The 21,912-nt window shown below is 53.0% G+C and carries 21 protein-coding genes and 1 rRNA gene; 13 read left to right on the top strand and 9 right to left on the bottom strand.

Features of this window, described 5'->3' with window-relative positions; translation table 11 throughout:
- From lpxA to tilS, 8 genes are all read left to right on the top strand, one after another.
- Complete coding sequence (lpxA, locus tag B9P82_RS18690; protein WP_003018525.1) at positions 1-789, top strand: acyl-ACP--UDP-N-acetylglucosamine O-acyltransferase; 789 nt, start codon at positions 1-3, stop codon at positions 787-789.
- A complete protein-coding gene (gene lpxB, locus B9P82_RS18685) occupies positions 789-1,937 on the top strand; it encodes a lipid-A-disaccharide synthase (RefSeq protein WP_101700731.1) in 1,149 nt (382 codons plus the stop codon). The genes lpxA and lpxB overlap by 1 nt, the downstream gene beginning before the upstream one ends.
- Positions 1,934-2,530, top strand: coding sequence for a ribonuclease HII (rnhB, locus tag B9P82_RS18680; RefSeq protein ID WP_019078405.1), 597 nt, complete (start codon positions 1,934-1,936; stop codon positions 2,528-2,530). Before lpxB ends, rnhB begins: the two co-directional genes overlap by 4 nt.
- Positions 2,531-2,554: 24 nt before the next feature.
- Complete coding sequence (dnaE, locus tag B9P82_RS18675; protein WP_016151769.1) at positions 2,555-6,037, top strand: DNA polymerase III subunit alpha; 3,483 nt, start codon at positions 2,555-2,557, stop codon at positions 6,035-6,037.
- A 12-nt stretch (positions 6,038-6,049) separates the two neighbouring features.
- Positions 6,050-7,009 (top strand): acetyl-CoA carboxylase carboxyl transferase subunit alpha, encoded by a 960-nt coding sequence (accA, locus tag B9P82_RS18670; RefSeq protein ID WP_003018513.1) that lies wholly within the window; start codon positions 6,050-6,052, stop codon positions 7,007-7,009.
- Between the two features lie 99 nt (positions 7,010-7,108).
- Complete coding sequence (ldcC, locus tag B9P82_RS18665; RefSeq protein ID WP_016151770.1) at positions 7,109-9,247, top strand: lysine decarboxylase LdcC; 2,139 nt, start codon at positions 7,109-7,111, stop codon at positions 9,245-9,247.
- A gap of 66 nt (positions 9,248-9,313) precedes the next feature.
- Entirely contained in the window at positions 9,314-9,703 is a 390-nt protein-coding gene (locus tag B9P82_RS18660) for a VOC family protein (protein WP_101700730.1), read from the top strand.
- Between the two features lie 61 nt (positions 9,704-9,764).
- Positions 9,765-11,057, top strand: coding sequence for a tRNA lysidine(34) synthetase TilS (gene tilS / locus B9P82_RS18655; RefSeq protein ID WP_047417120.1), 1,293 nt, complete (start codon positions 9,765-9,767; stop codon positions 11,055-11,057).
- Positions 11,058-11,111: 54 nt separating this feature from the next.
- Here the strand turns inward: tilS and rof are convergent, their stop codons facing one another.
- A complete protein-coding gene (gene rof, locus B9P82_RS18650) occupies positions 11,112-11,372 on the bottom strand; it encodes a Rho-binding antiterminator (protein WP_016151773.1) in 261 nt (86 codons plus the stop codon).
- A complete protein-coding gene (locus tag B9P82_RS18645; RefSeq protein ID WP_003018499.1) occupies positions 11,359-11,559 on the bottom strand; it encodes a YaeP family protein in 201 nt (66 codons plus the stop codon). The genes rof and B9P82_RS18645 overlap by 14 nt, the downstream gene beginning before the upstream one ends.
- A 188-nt stretch (positions 11,560-11,747) precedes the next feature.
- Here B9P82_RS18645 and B9P82_RS18640 point away from each other — a divergent pair, with 188 nt between their 5' ends.
- The 3 genes from B9P82_RS18640 to nlpE are packed head-to-tail and all read left to right on the top strand — an operon-like array spanning position 11,748 to position 13,444.
- Complete coding sequence (locus B9P82_RS18640) at positions 11,748-12,290, top strand: YaeQ family protein (RefSeq protein WP_016151774.1); 543 nt, start codon at positions 11,748-11,750, stop codon at positions 12,288-12,290.
- Positions 12,290-12,712, top strand: coding sequence for an alternative ribosome rescue aminoacyl-tRNA hydrolase ArfB (gene arfB, locus B9P82_RS18635; protein ID WP_016151775.1), 423 nt, complete (start codon positions 12,290-12,292; stop codon positions 12,710-12,712). The genes B9P82_RS18640 and arfB overlap by 1 nt, the downstream gene beginning before the upstream one ends.
- Before the next feature lie 30 nt (positions 12,713-12,742).
- Positions 12,743-13,444, top strand: a complete 702-nt coding sequence (nlpE, locus tag B9P82_RS18630) for an envelope stress response activation lipoprotein NlpE (protein WP_087121852.1) — start codon at positions 12,743-12,745, stop codon at positions 13,442-13,444.
- Positions 13,445-13,491: 47 nt separating this feature from the next.
- Here nlpE and B9P82_RS18625 read toward each other — a convergent pair whose 3' ends face one another.
- The 7 genes from B9P82_RS18625 to metN form a co-directional block, all read right to left on the bottom strand.
- Complete coding sequence (locus B9P82_RS18625) at positions 13,492-14,316, bottom strand: YaeF family permuted papain-like enzyme (RefSeq protein WP_016151777.1); 825 nt, start codon at positions 14,314-14,316, stop codon at positions 13,492-13,494.
- Between the two features lie 52 nt (positions 14,317-14,368).
- Positions 14,369-16,087 carry a proline--tRNA ligase gene (gene proS, locus B9P82_RS18620; RefSeq protein ID WP_016151778.1) on the bottom strand — a complete coding sequence of 573 codons (1,719 nt, stop codon included), beginning with the start codon at positions 16,085-16,087 and terminating at the stop codon, positions 14,369-14,371.
- 113 nt (positions 16,088-16,200) lie between these two features.
- Complete coding sequence (gene tsaA, locus B9P82_RS18615; protein ID WP_101700729.1) at positions 16,201-16,908, bottom strand: tRNA (N6-threonylcarbamoyladenosine(37)-N6)-methyltransferase TrmO; 708 nt, start codon at positions 16,906-16,908, stop codon at positions 16,201-16,203.
- A complete protein-coding gene (rcsF, locus tag B9P82_RS18610; RefSeq protein ID WP_016151780.1) occupies positions 16,905-17,309 on the bottom strand; it encodes an Rcs stress response system protein RcsF in 405 nt (134 codons plus the stop codon). The genes tsaA and rcsF overlap by 4 nt, the downstream gene beginning before the upstream one ends.
- 116 nt (positions 17,310-17,425) lie before the next feature.
- Entirely contained in the window at positions 17,426-18,241 is an 816-nt protein-coding gene (gene metQ / locus B9P82_RS18605; RefSeq protein WP_006686809.1) for a methionine ABC transporter substrate-binding lipoprotein MetQ, read from the bottom strand.
- Between the two features lie 44 nt (positions 18,242-18,285).
- Complete coding sequence (locus tag B9P82_RS18600) at positions 18,286-18,939, bottom strand: methionine ABC transporter permease MetI (RefSeq protein WP_016151781.1); 654 nt, start codon at positions 18,937-18,939, stop codon at positions 18,286-18,288.
- Entirely contained in the window at positions 18,932-19,963 is a 1,032-nt protein-coding gene (gene metN, locus B9P82_RS18595) for a methionine ABC transporter ATP-binding protein MetN (protein WP_016151782.1), read from the bottom strand. Before metN ends, B9P82_RS18600 begins: the two co-directional genes overlap by 8 nt.
- Positions 19,964-20,152: 189 nt before the next feature.
- Between metN and gmhB the strand changes: the two genes are divergently transcribed.
- Complete coding sequence (gmhB, locus tag B9P82_RS18590; protein WP_016151783.1) at positions 20,153-20,719, top strand: D-glycero-beta-D-manno-heptose 1,7-bisphosphate 7-phosphatase; 567 nt, start codon at positions 20,153-20,155, stop codon at positions 20,717-20,719.
- A gap of 372 nt (positions 20,720-21,091) precedes the next feature.
- Positions 21,092-21,912: ribosomal RNA gene (locus tag B9P82_RS18580) — 16S ribosomal RNA — on the top strand; the annotation flags it as partial.

Genomic DNA, 21,912 nt, shown 5'->3' with positions numbered 1-21,912 from the left:
GTGATTGATAAATCCGCCTTTATTCACCCAACTGCCATTGTGGAAGAAGGCGCCAGCATTGGCGCTAACGCTCACATTGGCCCATTTTGTATTGTTGGACCCCATGTTGAAATTGGTGAGGGTACCGTACTGAAGTCTCACGTTGTCGTGAATGGCCATACAAAAATTGGTCGCGATAACGAGATCTATCAGTTTGCCTCCATCGGTGAAGTTAACCAGGATCTGAAATATGCTGGCGAACCGACCCGCGTGGAAATTGGCGATCGCAACCGCATCCGCGAAAGCGTCACCATTCATCGTGGCACAGTGCAGGGCGGTGGAGTGACGAAGGTGGGCAGCGATAACTTACTGATGATTAATGCGCACGTCGCGCATGATTGTACGGTAGGCAACCGCTGTATTCTGGCGAATAACGCCACGCTTGCCGGGCATGTATCGCTGGATGATTTTGTTATCATCGGCGGCATGACTGCGGTGCATCAGTTCTGCATCATCGGCGCGCATGTGATGGTTGGCGGCTGTTCTGGCGTTGCTCAGGACGTGCCTCCATACGTTATCGCCCAGGGCAACCACGCAACGCCATTTGGCGTCAATATCGAAGGTCTGAAGCGTCGTGGGTTCACCCGCGAAGCGATTACCGCGATTCGTAATGCCTACAAAGCGTTGTACCGTAGCGGTAAAACGCTGGAAGAAGTGAAACCGGAAATCGCGGAACTGGCGAAACAGTACCCTGAAGTTCAGGCTTTCAGCGACTTCTTTGAGCGCTCAACGCGTGGTCTGATTCGTTAATGACTGAGCAGCGTCCTTTAACGATTGCCCTCGTCGCCGGAGAAACCTCCGGCGATATTCTTGGTGCAGGGTTAATCCGTGCACTCAAGGCTCGCGTTCCCAATGCGCGTTTTGTTGGCGTGGCGGGTCCGCTGATGCAGGCCGAAGGCTGTGAAGCCTGGTACGAAATGGAAGAGCTGGCGGTAATGGGCATTGTTGAAGTGCTCGGACGCCTGCGCCGTTTACTGCAAATACGCGCCGATCTCACTCGCCGATTTACCGACTTAAAGCCGGATGTTTTCGTCGGTATTGATGCGCCTGATTTCAATATTACCCTCGAAGGGAATTTGAAAAAGCAGGGCATTAAAACCATTCATTACGTCAGCCCCTCTGTGTGGGCCTGGCGACAGAAACGCGTTTTCAAAATAGGCAGATCCACCAATATGGTGCTGGCCTTTCTGCCTTTCGAAAAAGCGTTTTATGACAAATTTAACGTCCCGTGCCGCTTTATCGGTCATACCATGGCAGATGCCATGCCGTTGGACCCGGATAAAAACGCGGCTCGCGATGTTCTGGGTATTCCCCATGACGCTCACTGCCTGGCGCTATTGCCAGGAAGCCGTGGCGCAGAAGTGGAGATGCTCAGCGCCGATTTTCTGAAAACGGCGCAGTTGTTACGCCAGCATTATCCAGATCTCGAAGTGGTAGTGCCGTTGGTGAATGCCAAACGTCGCGAGCAGTTTGAGCGCATTAAAGCTGAAGTTGCGCCGGAGCTTTCCGTACATCTGCTTAATGGGATGGGACGTGAAGCGATGGTTGCCAGCGATGCCGCACTGCTGGCTTCAGGCACCGCTGCGCTGGAATGTATGCTGGCAAAATGCCCGATGGTGGTTGGCTATCGTATGAAACCTTTCACCTTCTGGCTGGCGAAGCGTCTGGTGAAGACCGATTACGTTTCGCTACCTAACCTGCTGGCGGGAAGAGAACTGGTTAAAGAGCTGTTGCAGGAAGAGTGCGAACCGCAGGCGCTGTCGCAAGCGCTGTTGCCGTTGCTGGCGAATGGCAAAACCAGCCATGCAATGCACGACACATTCCGTGAACTGCATCAGCAGATCCGTTGCAACGCTGATGAGCAGGTGGCGGATGCGGTCCTGGAGTTAGCGCAATGATTGAATTTGTATATCCGCATACGCATTTAGTGGCGGGTGTAGATGAAGTTGGACGTGGTCCTTTGGTCGGCGCGGTCGTCACTGCCGCCGTCATTCTGGATCCGGCTCGCCCTATTATCGGTCTTAACGACTCAAAAAAACTGTCGGAAAAACGTCGCCTGGCGCTATTCGATGAGATTAAAGAAAAAGCGTTAAGCTGGAGCCTGGGGCGTGCTGAACCACATGAAATCGACGAGTTGAATATTTTACATGCCACTATGCTGGCCATGCAGCGTGCGGTTGCGGGTCTGCATATAGCGCCGGAATACGTACTGATCGACGGCAATCGTTGCCCGGCATTACCGGTGCCATCGCTGGCGGTGGTAAAAGGTGATAGCCGTGTGGCGGAGATTAGCGCGGCGTCGATACTGGCAAAAGTCACTCGTGATGCTGAAATGGCGGCCCTGGATACGGTGTTCCCGCAGTATGGCTTTGCACAGCACAAAGGCTATCCAACCGCTTTTCATCTGGAAAAGTTGGCAATGCATGGCGCAACAGAGCACCATCGCCGTAGTTTTGGCCCCGTCAAACGCGCACTGGGACTCACGTCCTGATTCTTGTGTCGAAGGAATCTGAAGATGTCTGAACCTCGTTTCGTCCACCTGCGGGTGCACAGCGACTACTCCATGATTGATGGGCTGGCGAAAACCGGGCCGCTAGTGAAAAAGGCGGCCGCGTTAGGCATGCCTGCGCTGGCGATCACCGATTTTACCAACCTGTGTGGTCTGGTGAAGTTTTACGGAGCGGGTCACGGTGCGGGTATCAAGCCGATAGTTGGCGCAGATTTTCATGTCCGTAGCGAACTGCTGGGCGATGAACTCACGCAGCTCACCGTGCTGGCCGCAAACAATACCGGCTATCAGAACCTGACGTTGTTGATATCGAAAGCCTATCAGCGTGGTTATGGCGCAGAAGGGCCGGTCATCGACCGGGATTGGCTGGCCGAGTTAAAAGAAGGTTTGATTTTGCTCTCTGGCGGCCGCATGGGCGACGTCGGACGCAGCCTGCTGCGCGGTAATAGCGCGCTGGTTGATGAGTGCGTAGCGTTTTACGAAGAACATTTTCCAAATTGCTACTTCCTCGAGCTTATCCGTACCGGCAGGCAAGATGAAGAAAATTATCTGCATGCAGCGGTAGAACTGGCGGAAAGGCGTGGTCTTCCGGTGGTGGCGACCAACGATGTTCGTTTCCTTGAAACCGGTGATTTTGACGCGCATGAAATCCGCGTGGCAATCCATGACGGGTTCACCCTTGACGACCCGAAACGCCCGCGTAATTATTCGCCGCAGCAGTACATGCGTAGCGAAGATGAGATGTGCGAGCTGTTTTCCGATATTCCGGAAGCGCTGCAAAACACCGTTGAGATAGCTAAGCGCTGTAACGTGACGGTACGTCTGGGTGAGTATTTCCTGCCACAATTCCCGACCGGTGATATGACCACCGAGGATTTCCTCGTGGCGAAATCGCGCGAAGGTCTGGAAGAGCGTCTGGCGTTTTTGTTCCCGGACCCTGAAGTTCGCGCGCAGAAGCGCCCGCCTTATGACGAACGTCTGGAAGTTGAACTGAAAGTTATCAACCAGATGGGATTCCCTGGCTACTTCCTGATCGTGATGGAATTTATCCAGTGGTCGAAAGATAACGGCGTACCGGTAGGCCCTGGACGTGGTTCCGGTGCCGGCTCGCTTGTCGCCTATGCGCTGAAAATTACCGACCTGGATCCGCTGGAATTTGACCTGCTGTTCGAACGTTTCCTGAACCCGGAACGTGTCTCAATGCCCGACTTCGACGTTGACTTCTGTATGGAGAAACGCGACCGGGTAATTGAACACGTGGCGGAAATGTACGGTCGTGATGCGGTTTCGCAGATTATTACCTTCGGTACGATGGCGGCCAAAGCGGTTATCCGCGACGTGGGGCGCGTGCTGGGACACCCGTACGGCTTCGTTGACCGTATTTCGAAACTGGTGCCGCCCGATCCGGGCATGACGCTGGCAAAAGCCTTTGAAGCCGAACCCCAACTGCCGGAAATCTATGAGGCAGATGAAGAGGTTAAAGCGCTGATCGATATGGCGCGTAAGCTGGAAGGCGTCACGCGTAACGCCGGTAAACACGCCGGTGGTGTAGTTATCGCGCCGACCAAAATTACCGATTTTGCGCCGCTGTACTGCGATGAACAGGGGCTGCACCCGGTTACTCAGTTTGATAAGAACGACGTGGAATATGCCGGCCTTGTGAAGTTCGACTTCCTCGGCTTGCGTACGCTCACCATCATCAACTGGGCGCTGGAAATGATTAACGCGCGCCGTGAAAAGAACGGCGAGCCGCCGCTGGATATCGCCGCTATCCCGCTGGATGACAAGAAAAGCTTCGACATGCTGCAACGCTCGGAGACCACGGCGGTCTTCCAGCTTGAATCCCGCGGCATGAAAGATCTTATCAAACGTCTGCAGCCTGACTGCTTCGAAGATATGATTGCCCTGGTGGCCCTGTTCCGTCCTGGTCCGCTACAGTCGGGGATGGTAGATAACTTTATCGACCGTAAGCATGGTCGCGAAGAGATTTCCTACCCGGACGTACAATGGCAGCATGAGTGTCTGAAACCGGTACTGGAGCCGACCTACGGCATTATCCTGTATCAGGAACAGGTTATGCAGATTGCTCAGGAGCTGTCCGGATATACCCTTGGCGGTGCGGACATGTTGCGTCGTGCGATGGGTAAGAAAAAGCCGGAAGAGATGGCTAAGCAGCGCGGCACCTTTGAAGAAGGGGCGAAAAAGCGCGGCGTCGACGGCGAACTGGCGATGAAAATCTTTGACCTGGTGGAGAAATTCGCCGGTTACGGATTTAACAAATCGCACTCCGCTGCCTATGCGCTGGTCTCTTACCAGACGCTATGGCTGAAGGCGCATTACCCCGCCGAGTTTATGGCGGCGGTAATGACCGCCGATATGGATAACACCGAGAAAGTGGTCGGGCTGGTGGATGAATGCTGGCGTATGGGGCTCAAAATCCTGCCGCCGGATATCAACTCCGGGCTTTATCATTTTCACGTGAATGATGATGGCGAAATTGTCTATGGCATCGGCGCGATAAAAGGCGTGGGTGAAGGGCCAATTGAAGCTATTATTGAGGCGCGCAACGAAGGCGGTTACTTCCGCGAGCTGTTTGATCTCTGTGCGCGCACGGACATCAAAAAACTCAACCGCCGGGTGCTGGAAAAGTTAATCATGTCCGGGGCGTTTGACCGCCTTGGCCCGCATCGTGCGGCGCTGATGAATTCGCTCAACGATGCGCTAAAAGCCGCCGATCAGCATGCGAAAGCCGAGGCAACGGGTCAGGCGGACATGTTTGGCGTGCTGGCTGAAGAGCCGGAACAAATTGAACAGTCTTATGCTAACTGTACACCGTGGCCGGAGCAGGTGGTATTAGAAGGGGAACGTGAAACGTTAGGGCTTTACCTGACGGGACACCCCATCAACCAGTATTTAAAAGAAATTGAGCGCTATGTTGGAGGCCACAGGCTGAAAGACATGCATCCGACAGAACGTGGTAAAGTCACCACGGCTGCGGGGCTCGTCATTGCTGCGCGGGTAATGGTCACCAAGCGCGGCAATCGTATCGGCATCTGTACCCTGGATGACCGTTCCGGGCGTCTGGAAGTTATGTTGTTTACCGATGCTCTGGATAAATACCAGCAATTGCTGGAAAAAGACCGCATACTTATCGTCAGCGGACAGGTCAGCTTTGATGACTTCAGCGGCGGGCTTAAAATGATGGCCCGTGAAGTCATGGATATTGACGAAGCCCGGGAAAAATATGCTCGCGGGCTTGCTATCTCGCTGACGGACAGGCAAATTGATGACCAGCTTTTAAACCGACTCCGTCAGTCTCTGGAACCCCACCGCTCGGGGACAATTCCAGTACATCTCTACTATCAGAGGGCGGATGCACGTGCGCGATTGCGTTTTGGCGCAACGTGGCGTGTCTCTCCGAGCGATCGTTTGCTAAACGATCTCCGTGGCCTTATTGGTTCGGAGCAGGTGGAACTGGAGTTTGACTAATACAGGAATACTATGAGTCTGAATTTCCTTGATTTTGAACAGCCGATTGCAGAGCTGGAAGCAAAAATCGATTCTCTGACTGCGGTTAGCCGTCAGGATGAGAAACTGGATATTAACATCGATGAAGAAGTGCATCGTCTGCGTGAAAAAAGCGTAGAGCTGACGCGTAAAATCTTCGCCGATCTTGGCGCATGGCAGGTAGCCCAACTGGCGCGCCATCCACAGCGTCCGTACACCCTGGATTATGTCCGCCTGGCATTTGATGAATTTGATGAGCTGGCGGGCGATCGTGCCTATGCGGATGATAAAGCTATTGTCGGCGGCATCGCGCGTCTGGATGGTCGTCCGGTGATGATCATTGGTCATCAGAAAGGCCGTGAGACCAAAGAAAAAATTCGTCGTAATTTCGGCATGCCGGCACCGGAAGGCTATCGCAAAGCGCTGCGTCTGATGGAAATGGCCGAGCGTTTCAATATGCCGATCATTACTTTCATCGACACCCCAGGGGCTTATCCGGGCGTGGGCGCGGAAGAACGTGGTCAGTCTGAAGCGATTGCGCGCAACCTGCGTGAAATGTCGCGTCTGAGCGTACCGGTAATCTGCACCGTTATTGGTGAAGGTGGTTCCGGTGGCGCGCTGGCGATCGGCGTAGGCGATAAAGTGAATATGCTGCAATACAGCACCTATTCCGTTATCTCCCCGGAAGGTTGTGCCTCCATTCTGTGGAAAAGCGCCGACAAAGCGCCGCTGGCCGCAGAAGCGATGGGAATTATCGCGCCGCGTCTGAAAGAGCTGAAGCTTATCGACTCTATCATCCCAGAACCGCTGGGCGGCGCGCACCGCAACCCGGAAGTGATGGCTGCGTCCCTGAAAGCACAGCTGCTGGCCGATCTCGCCGATCTCGACGTGTTAAGCAAAGATGATTTGAAAAACCGTCGTTACCAGCGTCTGATGAGCTACGGTTACGCGTAAACTGCATTAATTCTGAAAAGGGCCACAACGCTGTGGCCCTTTTTTTTACCTGTGGTTTCACCAGGCTATGATTAACTAAGGTTTTTCCAGGAGGAACGCATGAATATCATTGCCATCATGGGACCGCATGGCGTCTTTTATAAAGATGAGCCCATCAAGGAACTTGAGCGTGCGCTGCAACAGCAGGGGTTTCAGATTATCTGGCCGCAGAATAGCGTCGACCTGCTTAAGTTTATCGAACATAACCCACGAATTTGCGGTGTCATTTTTGACTGGGATGAATACAGCCTGGATCTGTGCAGTGACATCAACCAGCTCAACGAGTACCTCCCGCTCTACGCCTTTATTAATACTCATTCGACGATGGATGTCAGCGCGCACGACCTGCGCATGGCACTGTGGTTTTTTGAGTATGCGCTGGGCCAGTCTGAAGATATTGCAACCCGCATCCGTCAGTACACCAGCGAATACCTCGATAACATCACGCCTCCTTTCACCAAGGCGCTGTTTACCTATGTGAAGGAAGGAAAGTACACCTTCTGCACGCCCGGACATATGGCGGGAACGGCGTATCAGAAAAGCCCGGTCGGCTGCCTGTTCTATGATTTCTTTGGCGGCAATACTCTGAAGGCCGACGTGTCTATTTCCGTGACTGAACTGGGTTCGCTGCTGGATCATACCGGCCCGCATCTGGAAGCGGAGGAGTATATCGCGCGCACCTTTGGCGCCGAGCAGAGCTATATGGTGACCAACGGCACCTCGACGTCGAACAAGATTGTCGGCATGTATGCCGCGCCTTCAGGCAGTACGCTACTGATTGATCGCAACTGTCATAAGTCGCTGGCGCATTTGCTAATGATGAGCGATGTGGTGCCAATCTGGCTGAAGCCTACGCGCAATGCGCTGGGGATCCTCGGCGGTATACCTCGTCGGGAATTCACCCGCGCAAGCATTGAACGCAAGGTAGAAGAGACCCCTCAGGCACTATGGCCGGTACACGCGGTGATCACCAATTCCACCTATGACGGCCTGTTGTATAACACCAACTGGATCAAGCAAACCCTGGATGTGCCCTCCATTCATTTTGATTCTGCCTGGGTGCCGTATACCCATTTTCACCCGATCTATCAGGGGAAAAGTGGGATGAGCGGCGAACGGGTGCCAGGGAAAGTGATTTTTGAAACCCAGTCAACCCACAAGATGCTGGCGGCACTATCACAGGCTTCTCTGATCCACATTAAGGGCGACTACGACGAAGAGACGTTCAACGAAGCCTTTATGATGCACACTTCCACTTCCCCGAGCTACCCGATTGTCGCGTCGATAGAAACGGCGGCGGCAATGCTGCGTGGCAATTCAGGCAAGCGGTTGATCAATCGTTCGGTGGAGCGGGCGCTGCATTTCCGTAAAGAAGTGCAGCGGCTACGCGAAGAGTCGGATGGCTGGTTCTTTGATATCTGGCAGCCGGAAAGGGTAGATGAAGCGGAGTGCTGGCCGGTAGCGCCTGGTGAAGACTGGCACGGATTTGTTGATGCTGACGCCGATCATATGTTCCTCGACCCGGTGAAGGTCACCATTCTTACGCCGGGAATGGATGAACAGGGAAATATGAGTGAAGAGGGGATCCCTGCGGCGCTGGTGGCGAAATTCCTTGATGAGCGCGGCGTCGTTGTCGAGAAAACGGGACCGTATAATCTGTTGTTCCTGTTCAGTATTGGCATTGATAAAACCCGGGCGATGGGGCTACTGCGCGGCCTGACGGAATTTAAACGCTCGTATGATCTGAATTTACGCGTGAAAAATATGCTGCCGGATCTGTATGCCGAGGATCCCGATTTCTATCGTAATATGCGTATTCAGGATCTGGCGCAGGGGATCCATAAGCTGATCCGTCAGCACGATCTCTCCGGGCTGATGCTGCGGGCATTTGATACCTTACCGGAAATGAAAATGACCCCGCACCAGGCCTGGCAGCGGCAGATCAAAGGTGAGGTCGAAACGGTGGCGCTCGATCAACTGGTGGGGCGCATTTCTGCCAATATGATTCTGCCTTATCCTCCCGGTGTGCCGCTCTTGATGCCCGGGGAAATGATCACGGCCAAAAGTCGGGCTGTACTCGATTTTCTGCTGATGTTGTGTTCAGTGGGCCATCACTATCCTGGATTTGAAACCGATATCCATGGCGCTAAACTGGGTGAAGATGGCGTGTATCGCGTGCGAGTCCTAAAAATGGCATGACGACTTGCGTGAACCCATTACGCACGAGTAACGTGCTGGCAGAAAAACGAAAGAGGCGATGACGCTATGCTGGGATTAAAACAGGTTCACCATATTGCCATTATTGCGACGGACTACGCGGCGAGTAAGGTATTTTACTGTGATGTGCTGGGCTTTACGCTAATCAGCGAAGCCTACCGGGAAGAACGTGACTCGTGGAAGGGTGATCTGGCATTGAACGGTCAGTATGTGATTGAGCTTTTTTCTTTTCCATTTCCGCCTTGCCGTCCGAGCCGACCGGAAGCCTGCGGTTTACGCCATCTGGCGTTCAGCGTAGATGACGTGGAAAAAGCGATCGCGCATCTGGAAGCTCACCACGTGAAGTGCGAATCCGTGCGTATCGATCCGTTTACCGGCAAACGCTTTACGTTTTTTAACGATCCGGACGGATTACCGCTCGAACTGTACGAGCTGTAAGTCTTATCATTGTGGCATTAGCCTGGCAATGTGCCGGGCAATGCCCTTGTAAGTAACCATCATGACGACACTCACGCTGAACACTTCACTGCTGAATTCTCAATCGATTCTGGTCGCCTTTAGCGGCGGGCTGGATTCCACCGTGCTGCTGCATCAGTTGGTACTGTGGCGAGCGCAAAATCCTGAGGTTGCCTTGCGTGCAATCCATATTCATCACGGATTAAGCCCGCAGGCAGACAGTTGGGTGCAACACTGTGAGTCGGTATGCGCACAGTGGCAGGTGCCGCTGGTGGTTGAACGGGTCCATCTTGAGGATGATGGTTTGGGCATCGAAGCTCAGGCGCGACGCGCGCGCTATCAGGCATTTGCGCAGACCTTACTACCGGGTGAAGTGCTGATGACCGCCCAGCATCTCGACGACCAGTGTGAAACCTTTCTACTGGCGCTTAAGCGCGGCAGTGGTCCTGCCGGGCTTTCCGCCATGGGCGAAAGCTCACCATTTGCCGGAACCCAACTGATTCGACCGCTGCTGGCGCAAACGCGAGAGGCGCTTGAAGCATGGGCGCGACAGCATGAATTATGCTGGATCGAAGATGAAAGTAATCAGGATGATGCCTACGATCGCAATTTTCTCAGATTGCGCGTTACCCCCTTGCTCCAACAACGATGGCCGCACTTCGCGCAAGCCGCAGCCCGTAGCGCCGCGCTGTGCGCCGAGCAGGAGAGTTTACTGGATGAACTGCTGGCCAATGATTTAGCCGACTGCGTGACTGCCCAAGGCACACTGTTACTGGCACCGTTAATGATGATGAGTGGCGTGCGGCGTGCCGCTCTGCTTCGTCGCTGGTTGGCGGGGGTAAATGCACCGATGCCTTCCCGGGACGGGCTGGAACGTATCTGGCAGGAAGTGGCGTTGGCGCGAGAAGATGCTTCCCCCTGTTTTCGTCTAGGAGAATATGAGGTCCGTCGCTATCAGTCACAGCTATGGTGGGTTAAATCGGTCGACGGGCAAAGCGAAACCGTCATCCCGTGGTCATGCCGGGAAACGCCGTTGACGCTGCCTGCCGGGTTAGGCTCGGTGCAGCTAATCTCTGCTGGCGAATTGCGCATGCCGCAAGCAGGTGAAGCGATCAGTATTCGTTTTAAAGCGCCAGGCGTATTGCATATTGTCGGGCGTAACGGTGGACGTAAATTAAAGAAAATCTGGCAGGAGCAGGGGATCCCGCCCTGGCGACGAGATACCACGCCGTTGTTGTTTTACGGTGAAACGTTGATAGCGGCTGCGGGTGTTTTTGTGACGCGTGAGGGTGCGGCGGTAGATGAAGAAGGTATGAGTCTGATTTGGCATGCCTGATGGCGGTGCGATTATCAGGCCTGGTCATTTAGGCCTGATAAGGTGCAAGAAAAGTTAAGATTCGCTGACGACCACGGTACCGATTTGCGGGTGGCTGAAGCTGGCAATTTTATCGAGACGAAGCTCCCGGATTTCACCTGCGACATCTGCGACCAGATACTCCACGTTTTTGCGTGAAACCAGGTCATTCGCTTTCGCCTGCAAAACTTCGCCATCTTTTAGCGCCAGCGTCAGTAACAAATGGTTCTGGCAGGCGAGTTCAAGATTGTCGTAATCATCACAATTGATGGGTTGATACGTTTCATTCATTGACATAATCGCTCACCAGTAAGTTGGCGGCAGCATAGGCCGCTTTTTCCCTGACCGACTCTGGAAGGGCGCTGTCTGCCGCCACTTCATTAAGCACCTTCAATACGCAACCCAGCGCATCCGGGATATACCCTAAGTCTCCGCTGGCGATTTCCGCGTACCGCTTGCGTATTAACTCACAATATTTTTCCACATGCCCTCCTGTCAGCACTCTGACTTAACCGTGGATGCAAGTCTAAGCCTACGAAGATAAACTCTGTTTAGCAAGGTGACTATACCATACTCATTCAAGCAATATCAGCGCCTTGATTGAGGAGCTGTTAGCAGCCTTTTGCCGCAGTTTTCGCTACAATGAGCGCCTGATTCGAAAGGAGTTCTCTCATGGCGCTTAAAGCGACAATTTATAAAGCCGTCGTCAACGTAGCGGATCTCGACCGCAACCAGTTCCTTGACGCGGCCTTGACGCTGGCGCGTCATCCCTCTGAAACCCAGGAGCGCATGATGCTGCGCCTGCTGGCCTGGATTAAATATGCCGATGAACGGCTGCAGTTCACGCGTGGCCTGAGTGCTGAAGACGAGCCTGAAGCATGGCTGCGTAACGACCATCTGGGCATCGATCTCTGGATTGAACTGGGTCTGCCGGATGAGCGTCGTATTAAAAAAGCCTGTACCCAGTCTGGTGAGGTTGCTCTGTTTACTTACAACAGCCGTGCGGCCCAGATCTGGTGGCAGCAAAACCAGAACAAGTGTGCGCAGTTTAAAAATCTCACCGTGTGGTATCTGGATGATGAACAGCTGGCGCAACTGAGTGATTTTGCTGGTCGTACAATGGCGCTGCAGGCAACTATCCAGGATGGCGCTATCTGGCTGTCTGATTCTCAGAACAATCTGGAAATTCATCTGACCGCGTGGCAGCCGCGTTGATGATTGTTATCTCCCGAAACGTCTCTATCCCTGACAGTGAGCTGGAAATCACGGCGATTCGGGCACAGGGCGCGGGCGGTCAGCACGTTAACAAGACCTCCACGGCTATCCATTTGCGCTTTGACATTCGGGCCTCAGGCCTGCCAGAGTATTACAAGGAACGTCTGCTGGCCGCCAGCCATCATCTGATTAGCAGCGATGGCGTTATTATCATTAAGGCGCAGGAATACCGTAGCCAGGAGTTAAATCGGGAAGCGGCAATCTCCCGACTGGTGGCGGTGATAAAAGAATTAACCGCGGTGCAAAAAAGCCGACAGGCAACACGTCCTACGCGCGCCTCGAAAGAGCGCAGGTTGTCATCGAAGGCGCAAAAATCCACAGTGAAAGCACTGCGTGGGAGAGTTCGTCGAACGCAAGACTGACGAGCGGGAATAAAAAATTATAAGGAATTCATAGTGAAAACAGCAATATTGTCCGTGGTCGCTGCATGCACGCTTTTTTCCTTGATCGGCTGTAACAACCGTACTGAAGTCGATGTACTACAGCCGACGCGGGCGGCAGAATTAAAACCGATGCAGCAAAGCTGGCGTGGCATTTTGCCTTGCGCGGACTGCGAAGGAATTGAAACCTCTCTGTTCCTGGAAAAAGACGGCACATGGGTGATGAACGAACGCTATCAGGGCGTGCGGGATGAACCGTCCTCCTTTGCTTCTTATGGTACATGGGCGCGCACTGCCGATAAGCTGGTGCTGACTGACAGCAAAGGTGAAAAGTCGTACTACCGGGCAAAAGGTGAAGCGCTGGAGATGCTCGATCGTGAAGGTAACCCGATTGAGTCACAGTTCAACTACACGCTTGAGCCAGTTTCCGCGAGCTTACCGGTGACGCCAATGCCGATGCGGGGGATGTACTTCTATATGGCTGACGCGGCAACCTTCACTGATTGTGCGACGGGTAAAAGAGTCTCTGTCGCGAACAATGCACAACTGGAGCGAGATTATCTGACTGCGCGTGGTGCAACGGATAAGGCAGTTCTGCTTACTGTGGAAGGGCACTTCACGATGGAAGAAAATCCTGATACGGGCACACCAGTGAAAACCTTAAGAGCGGATAAAGAAATTAAGTTTATCCCTGGCCAGAGTTGCGATGATTAATCTGCAGCTTATAAAAACTGTCCGGGCGATCGCCGGACAGTTTTTCCTTATCGGATCAATCCAACAAAACGGCTGGTTTTGATATAAATCCCTAACTTCAGGTGGCCGATATACTGTAGCTGCGTTTCAGACTTAAACGCGGAAATGTCACCTTCGCGCATATGCATCAGGTCGGAAGGGCTAATCCAACCCGGCTGCGCCATTGTTAGCGGATGCCCGGCTGTGGCAAACGCATCGGTTACAAATTCGGAGCAAAACCACGCCTTCTTTTCTCCTTCACTGGTATTGTTCAACTGTGCTTTTGCCAGCCCGCTGACGCATTGCTGGCGAAAATCCTCTGAGAAAGGATTCAATGAACATATTTGCCGGGTCACCATAAACGGAATAAATTCGACGATGCCGCGGTAGTTATAGCCGCTATCTTTGATTTTATAAGCGAATGTTTTGATTTCTTCGGCCTGCTGCGGTGTGAGGTTGGGGACCCGCAGAGCAAAAAGCTTATCGCTGTGATTTTCAGCCTTTTTGAGCGAAATGATTTGTACTCCCGCCCCGGTCGCTTCGGCAACTTCATTATCGCCAAGGTAAACGGCGACATGGCTGACAGAAGAGGTGCTGAACGCGCGAATACCAAATGAGGTCACCCCAAGACTAGAGGAAAACAGCAGGTCGCCCGGCCTGAGGTCGGTATCCGTAATTTCATGCAGCGCTTGATCGGTAAATGAACTTTGATGCTGGAGTTTTACCTCCCATTTCTTTGCCTGGGCATCAACAGCCGTTGCTGATGAATTTTGCTGACTGACGTCAATCGTGCAGGCTGAAAGCAGAAGACCGAAGGGGAGGAGCAGGCAGTAATACGCCGTTGGTTTAGCCATTTTATACAATCCATGTAAAAAAGGCCCTGATCCTCAGGGCCTTGTGCTGGTATTAGCCTTTAATAGCTTTGACCAGGTAGTCGACGATGTCGCCGGTTTTAATCAGCTCTTTCTCGCCGTTACGACGGTATTTGTATTCGATATCGTCGTTGTCGAGGTTACGGTCGCCCAGCACGATGGTATGCGGAATACCGATGAGCTCCATATCAGCAAACATCACGCCTGGACGCTCTTTACGATCGTCCATCAGCACTTCAATACCCTGCGCGCGCAGCTCCGCGTACAGCTTCTCAGCCAGCTCCTGCACACGGTAGGATTTGTGCATGTTCATCGGCAGAATAGCAACCTGGAACGGGGCAATGGCGTCTGGCCATACAATGCCGCGATCGTCGTAGTTCTGTTCAATCGCAGCAGCCACAACGCGAGTGACCCCGATACCGTAGCAGCCCATGGTCAGCGTCTGGTTACGACCATCTTCTCCCTGAACGGCGGCTTTCATCGCTTCAGAGTACTTGGTACCCAACTGGAAGATGTGGCCCACTTCGATACCGCGTTTGATCATCAGCGTACCTTTGCCATCCGGGCTTGGATCGCCGGCGACCACGTTACGAATGTCAGCTACTTCCGGGGTGGCCACATCGCGATCCCAGTTGATACCGAAATAGTGTTTACCGTCGATGTTGGCACCGGCAGCAAAATCGCTCATTACCGCAACGGTACGGTCGATAACCACCGGAATCGGCATGTTCACCGGACCCAGAGATCCTGGACCTGCTTTAACCAGCGCACGAATTTCTTCTTCGGTGGCGAAGGTCAGCGGGCTGGCAACCTGCGGCAGTTTTTCCGCCTTGACTTCGTTCAGCTCGTGATCGCCACGAACCAGCAGCGCAACCAGCGGGTAGCTGCTGCCTTCAACCGCTTTCACCAGCAGGGTTTTCACGGTTTTCTCGATAGGCAGGTTGAATTGTTCAACCAGCTCGGCGATGGTTTTAGCGTTCGGCGTATCAACCAGCGTCATTTCCTGCGTTGCAGCGGCGCGCGGTTCTTTCGGTGCAACAGCTTCGGCAAACTCGATGTTTGCCGCATAGTCGGAAGAGTCAGAGAAGATCACATCGTCTTCACCGCTCTGCGCCAGCACCTGGAATTCGTGAGAGGCGCTGCCGCCGATAGAACCGGTATCCGCTTGTACCGCACGGAAATCCAGCCCCATACGGCTGAAGATTTTGCTGTACGCAGCGTACATCGCGTCGTAGGTTTCCTGCAGAGATTCCTGAGAAGTGTGGAAAGAGTAGGCATCTTTCATCAGGAATTCGCGGGAACGCATCACGCCGAAGCGCGGACGCACTTCGTCACGGAATTTGGTCTGGATCTGATAGAAGTTCAGCGGCAGCTGTTTGTAAGAGCTCAGCTCATTACGGATCAGGTCGGTGATCACTTCTTCATGCGTTGGGCCGAGTACGAACGAACGATCGCCACGGTCAGCAATACGCAGCAGTTCCGGGCCGTATTGTTCCCAACGGCCGCTCTCTTCCCACAGTTCAGAAGGCTGAACGACCGGCATCAACACCTCGATCGCACCGGCGTTGTTCATCTCTTCACGCACGATGTTTTCGACTTTTTTCAGGACGCGCACGCCGGTCGGCAGCCAGGTATATAACCCGGAGGCCAGCTTGCGGATCATCCCGGCGCGCAGCATCAGCTGGTGGCTGATGACCTCGGCGTCGGCAGGTGTCTCCTTCAGAGTGGAGAGCAGATATTGGCTAGTACGCATGTTGTTACGGTTCCAGTTGAACGATCGAACAGGCTCAAAATGAGCCTGGCACAAAACAAAAGTGGTTTAGTTTACCAGCGAGAAGGGGATGTCAAAAGAGTACGCGATGCAAATTAGCGGGCTTCCAGAGCAAAGACCTCAAATCCTGACGGCGTCACGCGCCAGCGGACGTTAAAGTCCAGCAACCAGACGGCATAGGTTTTGCCTTCTTCCTCGTTTTTACGGTAGGCAGGACGCGGATCCTGCGCCAGCACTTCGGCAATAAACTGACGAAGATGCGGGTAACGCTGTTCGAGCTTTGGTAGTTGCTCAGCGAGCTCTTCACTGAACGTCACGTCTACACTGGCCTGCGGCGCGTCCTGAGCATAGCTGGCGCGAGCATCAGGCAGCGATTCGGCAAACGGCAGATATGGTTTTATATCCACTACCGGCGTGCCATCAACAAGATCCAGCCCGCCGAGAGCAAGGATTACGTGCTCTTTATGGCAACGGATGCCCCGCAGCTCAACCAACGACATGCCAACAGGGTTCGGACGAAACGTTGAACGCGTGGCAAAAACGCCCATTCTGGCATTGCCGCCAAGACGGGGAGGGCGCACAGTTGGACGCCATCCACCTTCCATTGTCTGGTGAAAAACAAAAATCACCCACAAATGGCTGAAGGCTTCCAGGCCGCGAACGGCATCGGCCTGGTTATAAGGTGCGAGCAAATGCAGTTCACCGCTGGCACTTTTCACCAGACCTGGCTGGCGTGGAACGGCGAACTTTTCTTTATAAGGTGAGCGGATAACGCCTATTTGCTCGAACTGAAAATGGCTCATTTCGCCGAAATGTTCAGTGCAGAACCGATGCAAACCGCCTGGCGATAGCAACCCGGCGTTCCGCTGGTTACTTCGCAACTGTGCAGCAATACCGCATTTGCTTTCATTTTAGATGCGTTAATCTGCATGCGTTTGCGTGCGGTTGGAATGCTCGGCGGAGAATCCTGGTTGGATGCCTGGCAGGATTCGCCGCTGACTTCGCCGAGATCGCGGAACGGTTTGCCAACTAAATCTTCAGCGTTAGTAATGATTCTTACCGGCGCCGCGCGCGGTGCTTTGGGTTTTTCCGGCTCCGCTTTAGGCGGGGTAGCGGTGCTTTGAACGGGTTCAACAGGGGATCTGCTTAACATAGAACAGCCGCTCAGCATGAGTGCTACTAAACAGATCGGTAAAGCACGCATAATATTTCCTCAATGAATGATCTAAACGTCAGATATTGAATCAGGTGCTTGCATAAATGACAAGACGGGCAAGCGCCCGTCCTGATGATATTACAGATTCTGGAAACAGCCTAAAATTACCAGCCCTTAACAGCTCCGCCGTTGAAGACTTTGTTTGCTGCTTCGTACACTTCGTCAGACTGGTATGCCTGAACGAATTTCTTCACATTCTCAGCATCTTTATTGTCTTCACGAGTTACGATCAGGTTTACGTACGGAGAATCTTTATCTTCAACAAAGATACCGTCTTTAGCTGGGGTCAGGCCGATCTGGCTGGCGTAGGTCGTGTTGATGACCGCCAGTGCGATTTGCGCATCGTCCAGGGAACGCGGCAGCTGCGGCGCTTCCAGTTCAACCAGCTTCAGGTTTTTCGGGTTTTCAATCACGTCCAGCGCGGTCGGCAGCAGACCAACACCGTCTTTCAGTTTGATTAAGCCCACTTTTTGCAGCAGCAGCAGGGAGCGGCCAAGGTTAGTCGGATCGTTTGGAATCGCGACCTGAGAACCTTCCTGCAACTCATCCAGTGATTTGATTTTTTTAGAGTAGCCCGCAATCGGGTAAACAAAAGTATTACCTGCGGCAACCAGTTTGTAGCCGCGATCTTTGATCTGTTGATCCAGGTACGGTTTGTGCTGGAAGGCGTTAGCATCGATATCGCCTTTGCTCAGTGCTTCGTTAGGCAGGACGTAATCGTTAAACGTGACCAGCTCAACGTCCAGACCGTATTTTTCTTTAGCCACTTTCTGCGCGACTTCTGCGACCTGCTGCTCTGCGCCAACAATAACGCCCACTTTGATGTGGTTAGGATCTTTTTCATCCTGACCGCAACCCACAAGTGCCAGAGAACCGATCAGGGCTCCAACTGCCGCAAAGGTTTTGAATTTGAACGCCATGCTTATTTCCTTTTCTTAATGAGTTTTTAGTGTTGTGTGCAACGTTATTTGTGCGTGACAGCCCGGACGATGCGATCACCGGATAACTGAATTAAATAAACCAGAATGACGAGCAATACCAGCACTGTATTCATGACGGTAGCGTTGTAGCCAATATAACCGTACTGATAACCAATCTGGCCAAGGCCACCGGCACCGACGGCACCGCCCATCGCGGAATACCCCACCAGCGTGATAAGGGTGATGGTGGCCGCATTGACCAGTCCTGGCAGTGCTTCTGGTAGTAATACCTTACGTACAATTTGCAGCGGCGTGGCGCCCATTGCACGGGAGGCTTCAATCAGCCCGGTCGGGATTTCGAGCAGCGCGTTTTCCACCATACGGGCGATAAACGGCGCGGCGCCGACGGTCAGCGGGACGATAGCGGCCTGCAGTCCAATAGAGGTGCCAACGATCATGCGGGTGAACGGAATCATCCACACCAGCAAGATAATGAACGGGATGGAACGGAAAATATTCACCAGTGCAGATAGCGTGCGGTAGAGCTTCGCGTTCTCAATGATTTGCCCCGGCCGCGTTACGTACAGCAACACGCCAACCGGCAGGCCAATCACAAAACCAAAAAAACCGGACACAAAGGTCATTGCCAGCGTTTCCCATACGCCGCGAACCAGCAGCCACATCATCGGCTCAGACATAACCCAGTACCTCTACTTTTACATGGTGTTCCTGCAACCAGTTAATGGCTGCTTGTGTATCTTCCTGTGTGCCGTGCATTTCAGTCAGCATGATGCCGAACTTCACGCCGCCGGCGTAATCCATCTGCGCGCTAATAATGTTGTTATTCACGTTAAAGCGACGGGCCGTCTCAGAAAGTAATGGCGCATCAACCGAATGACCGGTGAATTCCATGCGCAGCATTGGCACGCTGTCGGCTTCTGGCTTTGCTTTTAAACGTTCCAGATAATCTTCCGGGATATCCAGGTGTAGCGTGGACTGGATAAATTTCTGTGCCAGCGGCGTTTTCGGGTGGGAGAACACTTCGCTGACGGTGTCCTGCTCAATCAGCTCACCATTACTGATGACCGCCACGCAGTCACAAATACGTTTTACAACGTCCATCTCATGGGTAATCAGCAGAATGGTGAGTCCCAAACGACGGTTAATGTCTTTCAATAATTCCAGAATCGAGCGGGTTGTTGCCGGATCAAGTGCGCTGGTGGCTTCATCACACAGCAACACTTTTGGATTGCTGGCCAGCGCACGCGCAATCGCCACTCGCTGTTTTTGTCCGCCGGAAAGGTTGGCCGGGTAGCTGTCGTGCTTGTCGCCAAGGCCGACTAAATCCAGCAGTTCTGTTACACGGCGTTTGATCTCTTCCTTTGGCGTGTTATCCAGTTCCAGCGGCAGCGCGACGTTGCCAAACACGGTACGGGAAGAAAGCAGGTTAAAGTGCTGGAAAATCATGCCGATTTGACGGCGAGCTTTAGTCAGCTCGGATTCAGAAAGCGTCGTCAGCTCCTGACCGCCAACCTGAACACTGCCCTCAGTTGGGCGTTCAAGTAAGTTAACGCAGCGAATGAGCGTACTTTTACCGGCACCGGAGGCGCCAATGACGCCATAAATCTGCCCGGCAGGAACGTGCAGGCTGACTTTATTTAGCGCCTGAATGGTGCGAGTCCCCTGCTGGAACACTTTGGTGATATTCGAAAGTTTAATCATTGGTTATTTATTATCGTAATTAAGTTAGCCGTGGCATTTTCGTCTGTCTGGGACGGTCGAAGCCGTCAACAAGATGGATGTTAAGGCATCCAGACGTCTAAATCAATCTAGCTTTGCACGATGAGCACTTTCTTGCCCGCCGAAACATGCGATACTAGAGCCACATGCCTTATTCAGGAGCTATAAAAGGTGGCAAAATCTGTACCCGCAATTTTTCTCGACCGCGACGGCACCATTAATGTGGACCACGGTTACGTACATGAGATTGACGAGTTCGAGTTTATCGACGGCGTTATTGATGCCATGCGTGAACTTAAAAATATGGGTTACGCGCTCATTATCGTGACAAACCAGTCTGGTATCGCTCGTGGCAAATTTACTGAGGCACAGTTTGAAACGTTGACCGAATGGATGGACTGGTCGCTGGCCGATCGCGACGTTGATTTGGATGGTATCTACTATTGCCCGCATCATCCGCAGGGCACAGTAGAAGAGTATCGTCAGGTCTGCGACTGTCGTAAACCGCATCCTGGAATGTTGATCTCCGCCCGAGACTTCCTGCATATCGATATGGCCGCTTCCTATATGGTAGGCGACAAGATAGAAGATATGCAGGCAGCAGCAGCGGCGAATGTTGGAACGAAGGTTCTGGTGCGCACGGGTAAACCTGTTACGCCGGAAGCAGAAAATGCGGCAGATTTGGTCATAAACAGTCTGGCAGACCTGCCAATGGCGATAAAAAAGCAGCAAAAGTAAGCGCAATGGATAAAAGGTGAGCGGTTGAAACAAAAATGCATTTTTCCGCTTGTCTTCCTGAGTCGACTCCCTATAATGCGCCTCCATCGACACGGCGGATGTGAATCACTTCACACAAACAGCCGGTTCGGTTGAAGAGAAAAACCTGAAAATGAGGGTTGACTCTGAAAGAGGAAAGCGTAATATACGCCACCTCGCGACAGAGCGCTAAAGCGCGTCGCAACTGCTCTTTAACAATTTATCAGACAATCTGTGTGGGCACTCGAAGATACGGATTCTTAACGTCGCAAGACGAAAAATGAATNAATGAATACCAAGTCTCTGAGTGAACACGTAATTCATTACGAAGTTTAATTCACGAGCATCAAACTTAAATTGAAGAGTTTGATCATGGCTCAGATTGAACGCTGGCGGCAGGCCTAACACATGCAAGTCGAACGGTAGCACAGAGGAGCTTGCTCCTTGGGTGACGAGTGGCGGACGGGTGAGTAATGTCTGGGAAACTGCCCGATGGAGGGGGATAACTACTGGAAACGGTAGCTAATACCGCATAATGTCGCAAGACCAAAGAGGGGGACCTTCGGGCCTCTTGCCATCGGATGTGCCCAGATGGGATTAGCTAGTAGGTGGGGTAACGGCTCACCTAGGCGACGATCCCTAGCTGGTCTGAGAGGATGACCAGCCACACTGGAACTGAGACACGGTCCAGACTCCTACGGGAGGCAGCAGTGGGGAATATTGCACAATGGGCGCAAGCCTGATGCAGCCATGCCGCGTGTATGAAGAAGGCCTNGGGGTAACGGCTCACCTAGGCGACGATCCCTAGCTGGTCTGAGAGGATGACCAGCCACACTGGAACTGAGACACGGTCCAGACTCCTACGGGAGGCAGCAGTGGGGAATATTGCACAATGGGCGCAAGCCTGATGCAGCCATGCCGCGTGTATGAAGAAGGCCTTCGGGTTGTAAAGTACTTTCAGCGAGGAGGAAGGTGTTGAGGTTAATAACCGCAGCAATTGACGTTACTCGCAGAAGAAGCACCGGCTAACTCCGTGCCAGCAGCCGCGGTAATACGGAGGGTGCAAGCGTTAATCGGAATTACTGGGCGTAAAGCGCACGCAGGCGGTCTGTCAAGTCGGATGTGAAATCCCCGGGCTCAACCTGGGAACTGCATCCGAAACTGGCAGGCTAGAG

The sequence above is a fragment of the Citrobacter sp. L55 genome, from assembly GCF_002850715.1.
In the GTDB taxonomy this organism is placed as follows: Bacteria; Pseudomonadota; Gammaproteobacteria; order Enterobacterales; family Enterobacteriaceae; genus Citrobacter; species Citrobacter braakii.
The sequence above is the reverse complement of the archived record's forward strand: the minus strand, read 5'-3'. Positions and strand labels throughout refer to the sequence as shown.

Coding starts and splice junctions, on each gene's coding strand:
- lpxB (WP_101700731.1), top strand. CDS start 789: ATGACTGAGCAGCGTCCTTTAACGATTGCCCTCGTCGCCGGAGAAACC.
- rnhB (WP_019078405.1), top strand. CDS start 1,934: ATGATTGAATTTGTATATCCGCATACGCATTTAGTGGCGGGTGTAGAT.
- dnaE (WP_016151769.1), top strand. CDS start 2,555: ATGTCTGAACCTCGTTTCGTCCACCTGCGGGTGCACAGCGACTACTCC.
- accA (WP_003018513.1), top strand. CDS start 6,050: ATGAGTCTGAATTTCCTTGATTTTGAACAGCCGATTGCAGAGCTGGAA.
- ldcC (WP_016151770.1), top strand. CDS start 7,109: ATGAATATCATTGCCATCATGGGACCGCATGGCGTCTTTTATAAAGAT.
- B9P82_RS18660 (WP_101700730.1), top strand. CDS start 9,314: ATGCTGGGATTAAAACAGGTTCACCATATTGCCATTATTGCGACGGAC.
- tilS (WP_047417120.1), top strand. CDS start 9,765: ATGACGACACTCACGCTGAACACTTCACTGCTGAATTCTCAATCGATT.
- rof (WP_016151773.1), bottom strand. CDS start 11,372: ATGTCAATGAATGAAACGTATCAACCCATCAATTGTGATGATTACGAC.
- B9P82_RS18640 (WP_016151774.1), top strand. CDS start 11,748: ATGGCGCTTAAAGCGACAATTTATAAAGCCGTCGTCAACGTAGCGGAT.
- arfB (WP_016151775.1), top strand. CDS start 12,290: ATGATTGTTATCTCCCGAAACGTCTCTATCCCTGACAGTGAGCTGGAA.
- B9P82_RS18625 (WP_016151777.1), bottom strand. CDS start 14,316: ATGGCTAAACCAACGGCGTATTACTGCCTGCTCCTCCCCTTCGGTCTT.
- proS (WP_016151778.1), bottom strand. CDS start 16,087: ATGCGTACTAGCCAATATCTGCTCTCCACTCTGAAGGAGACACCTGCC.
- tsaA (WP_101700729.1), bottom strand. CDS start 16,908: ATGAGCCATTTTCAGTTCGAGCAAATAGGCGTTATCCGCTCACCTTAT.
- rcsF (WP_016151780.1), bottom strand. CDS start 17,309: ATGCGTGCTTTACCGATCTGTTTAGTAGCACTCATGCTGAGCGGCTGT.
- metQ (WP_006686809.1), bottom strand. CDS start 18,241: ATGGCGTTCAAATTCAAAACCTTTGCGGCAGTTGGAGCCCTGATCGGT.
- B9P82_RS18600 (WP_016151781.1), bottom strand. CDS start 18,939: ATGTCTGAGCCGATGATGTGGCTGCTGGTTCGCGGCGTATGGGAAACG.
- metN (WP_016151782.1), bottom strand. CDS start 19,963: ATGATTAAACTTTCGAATATCACCAAAGTGTTCCAGCAGGGGACTCGC.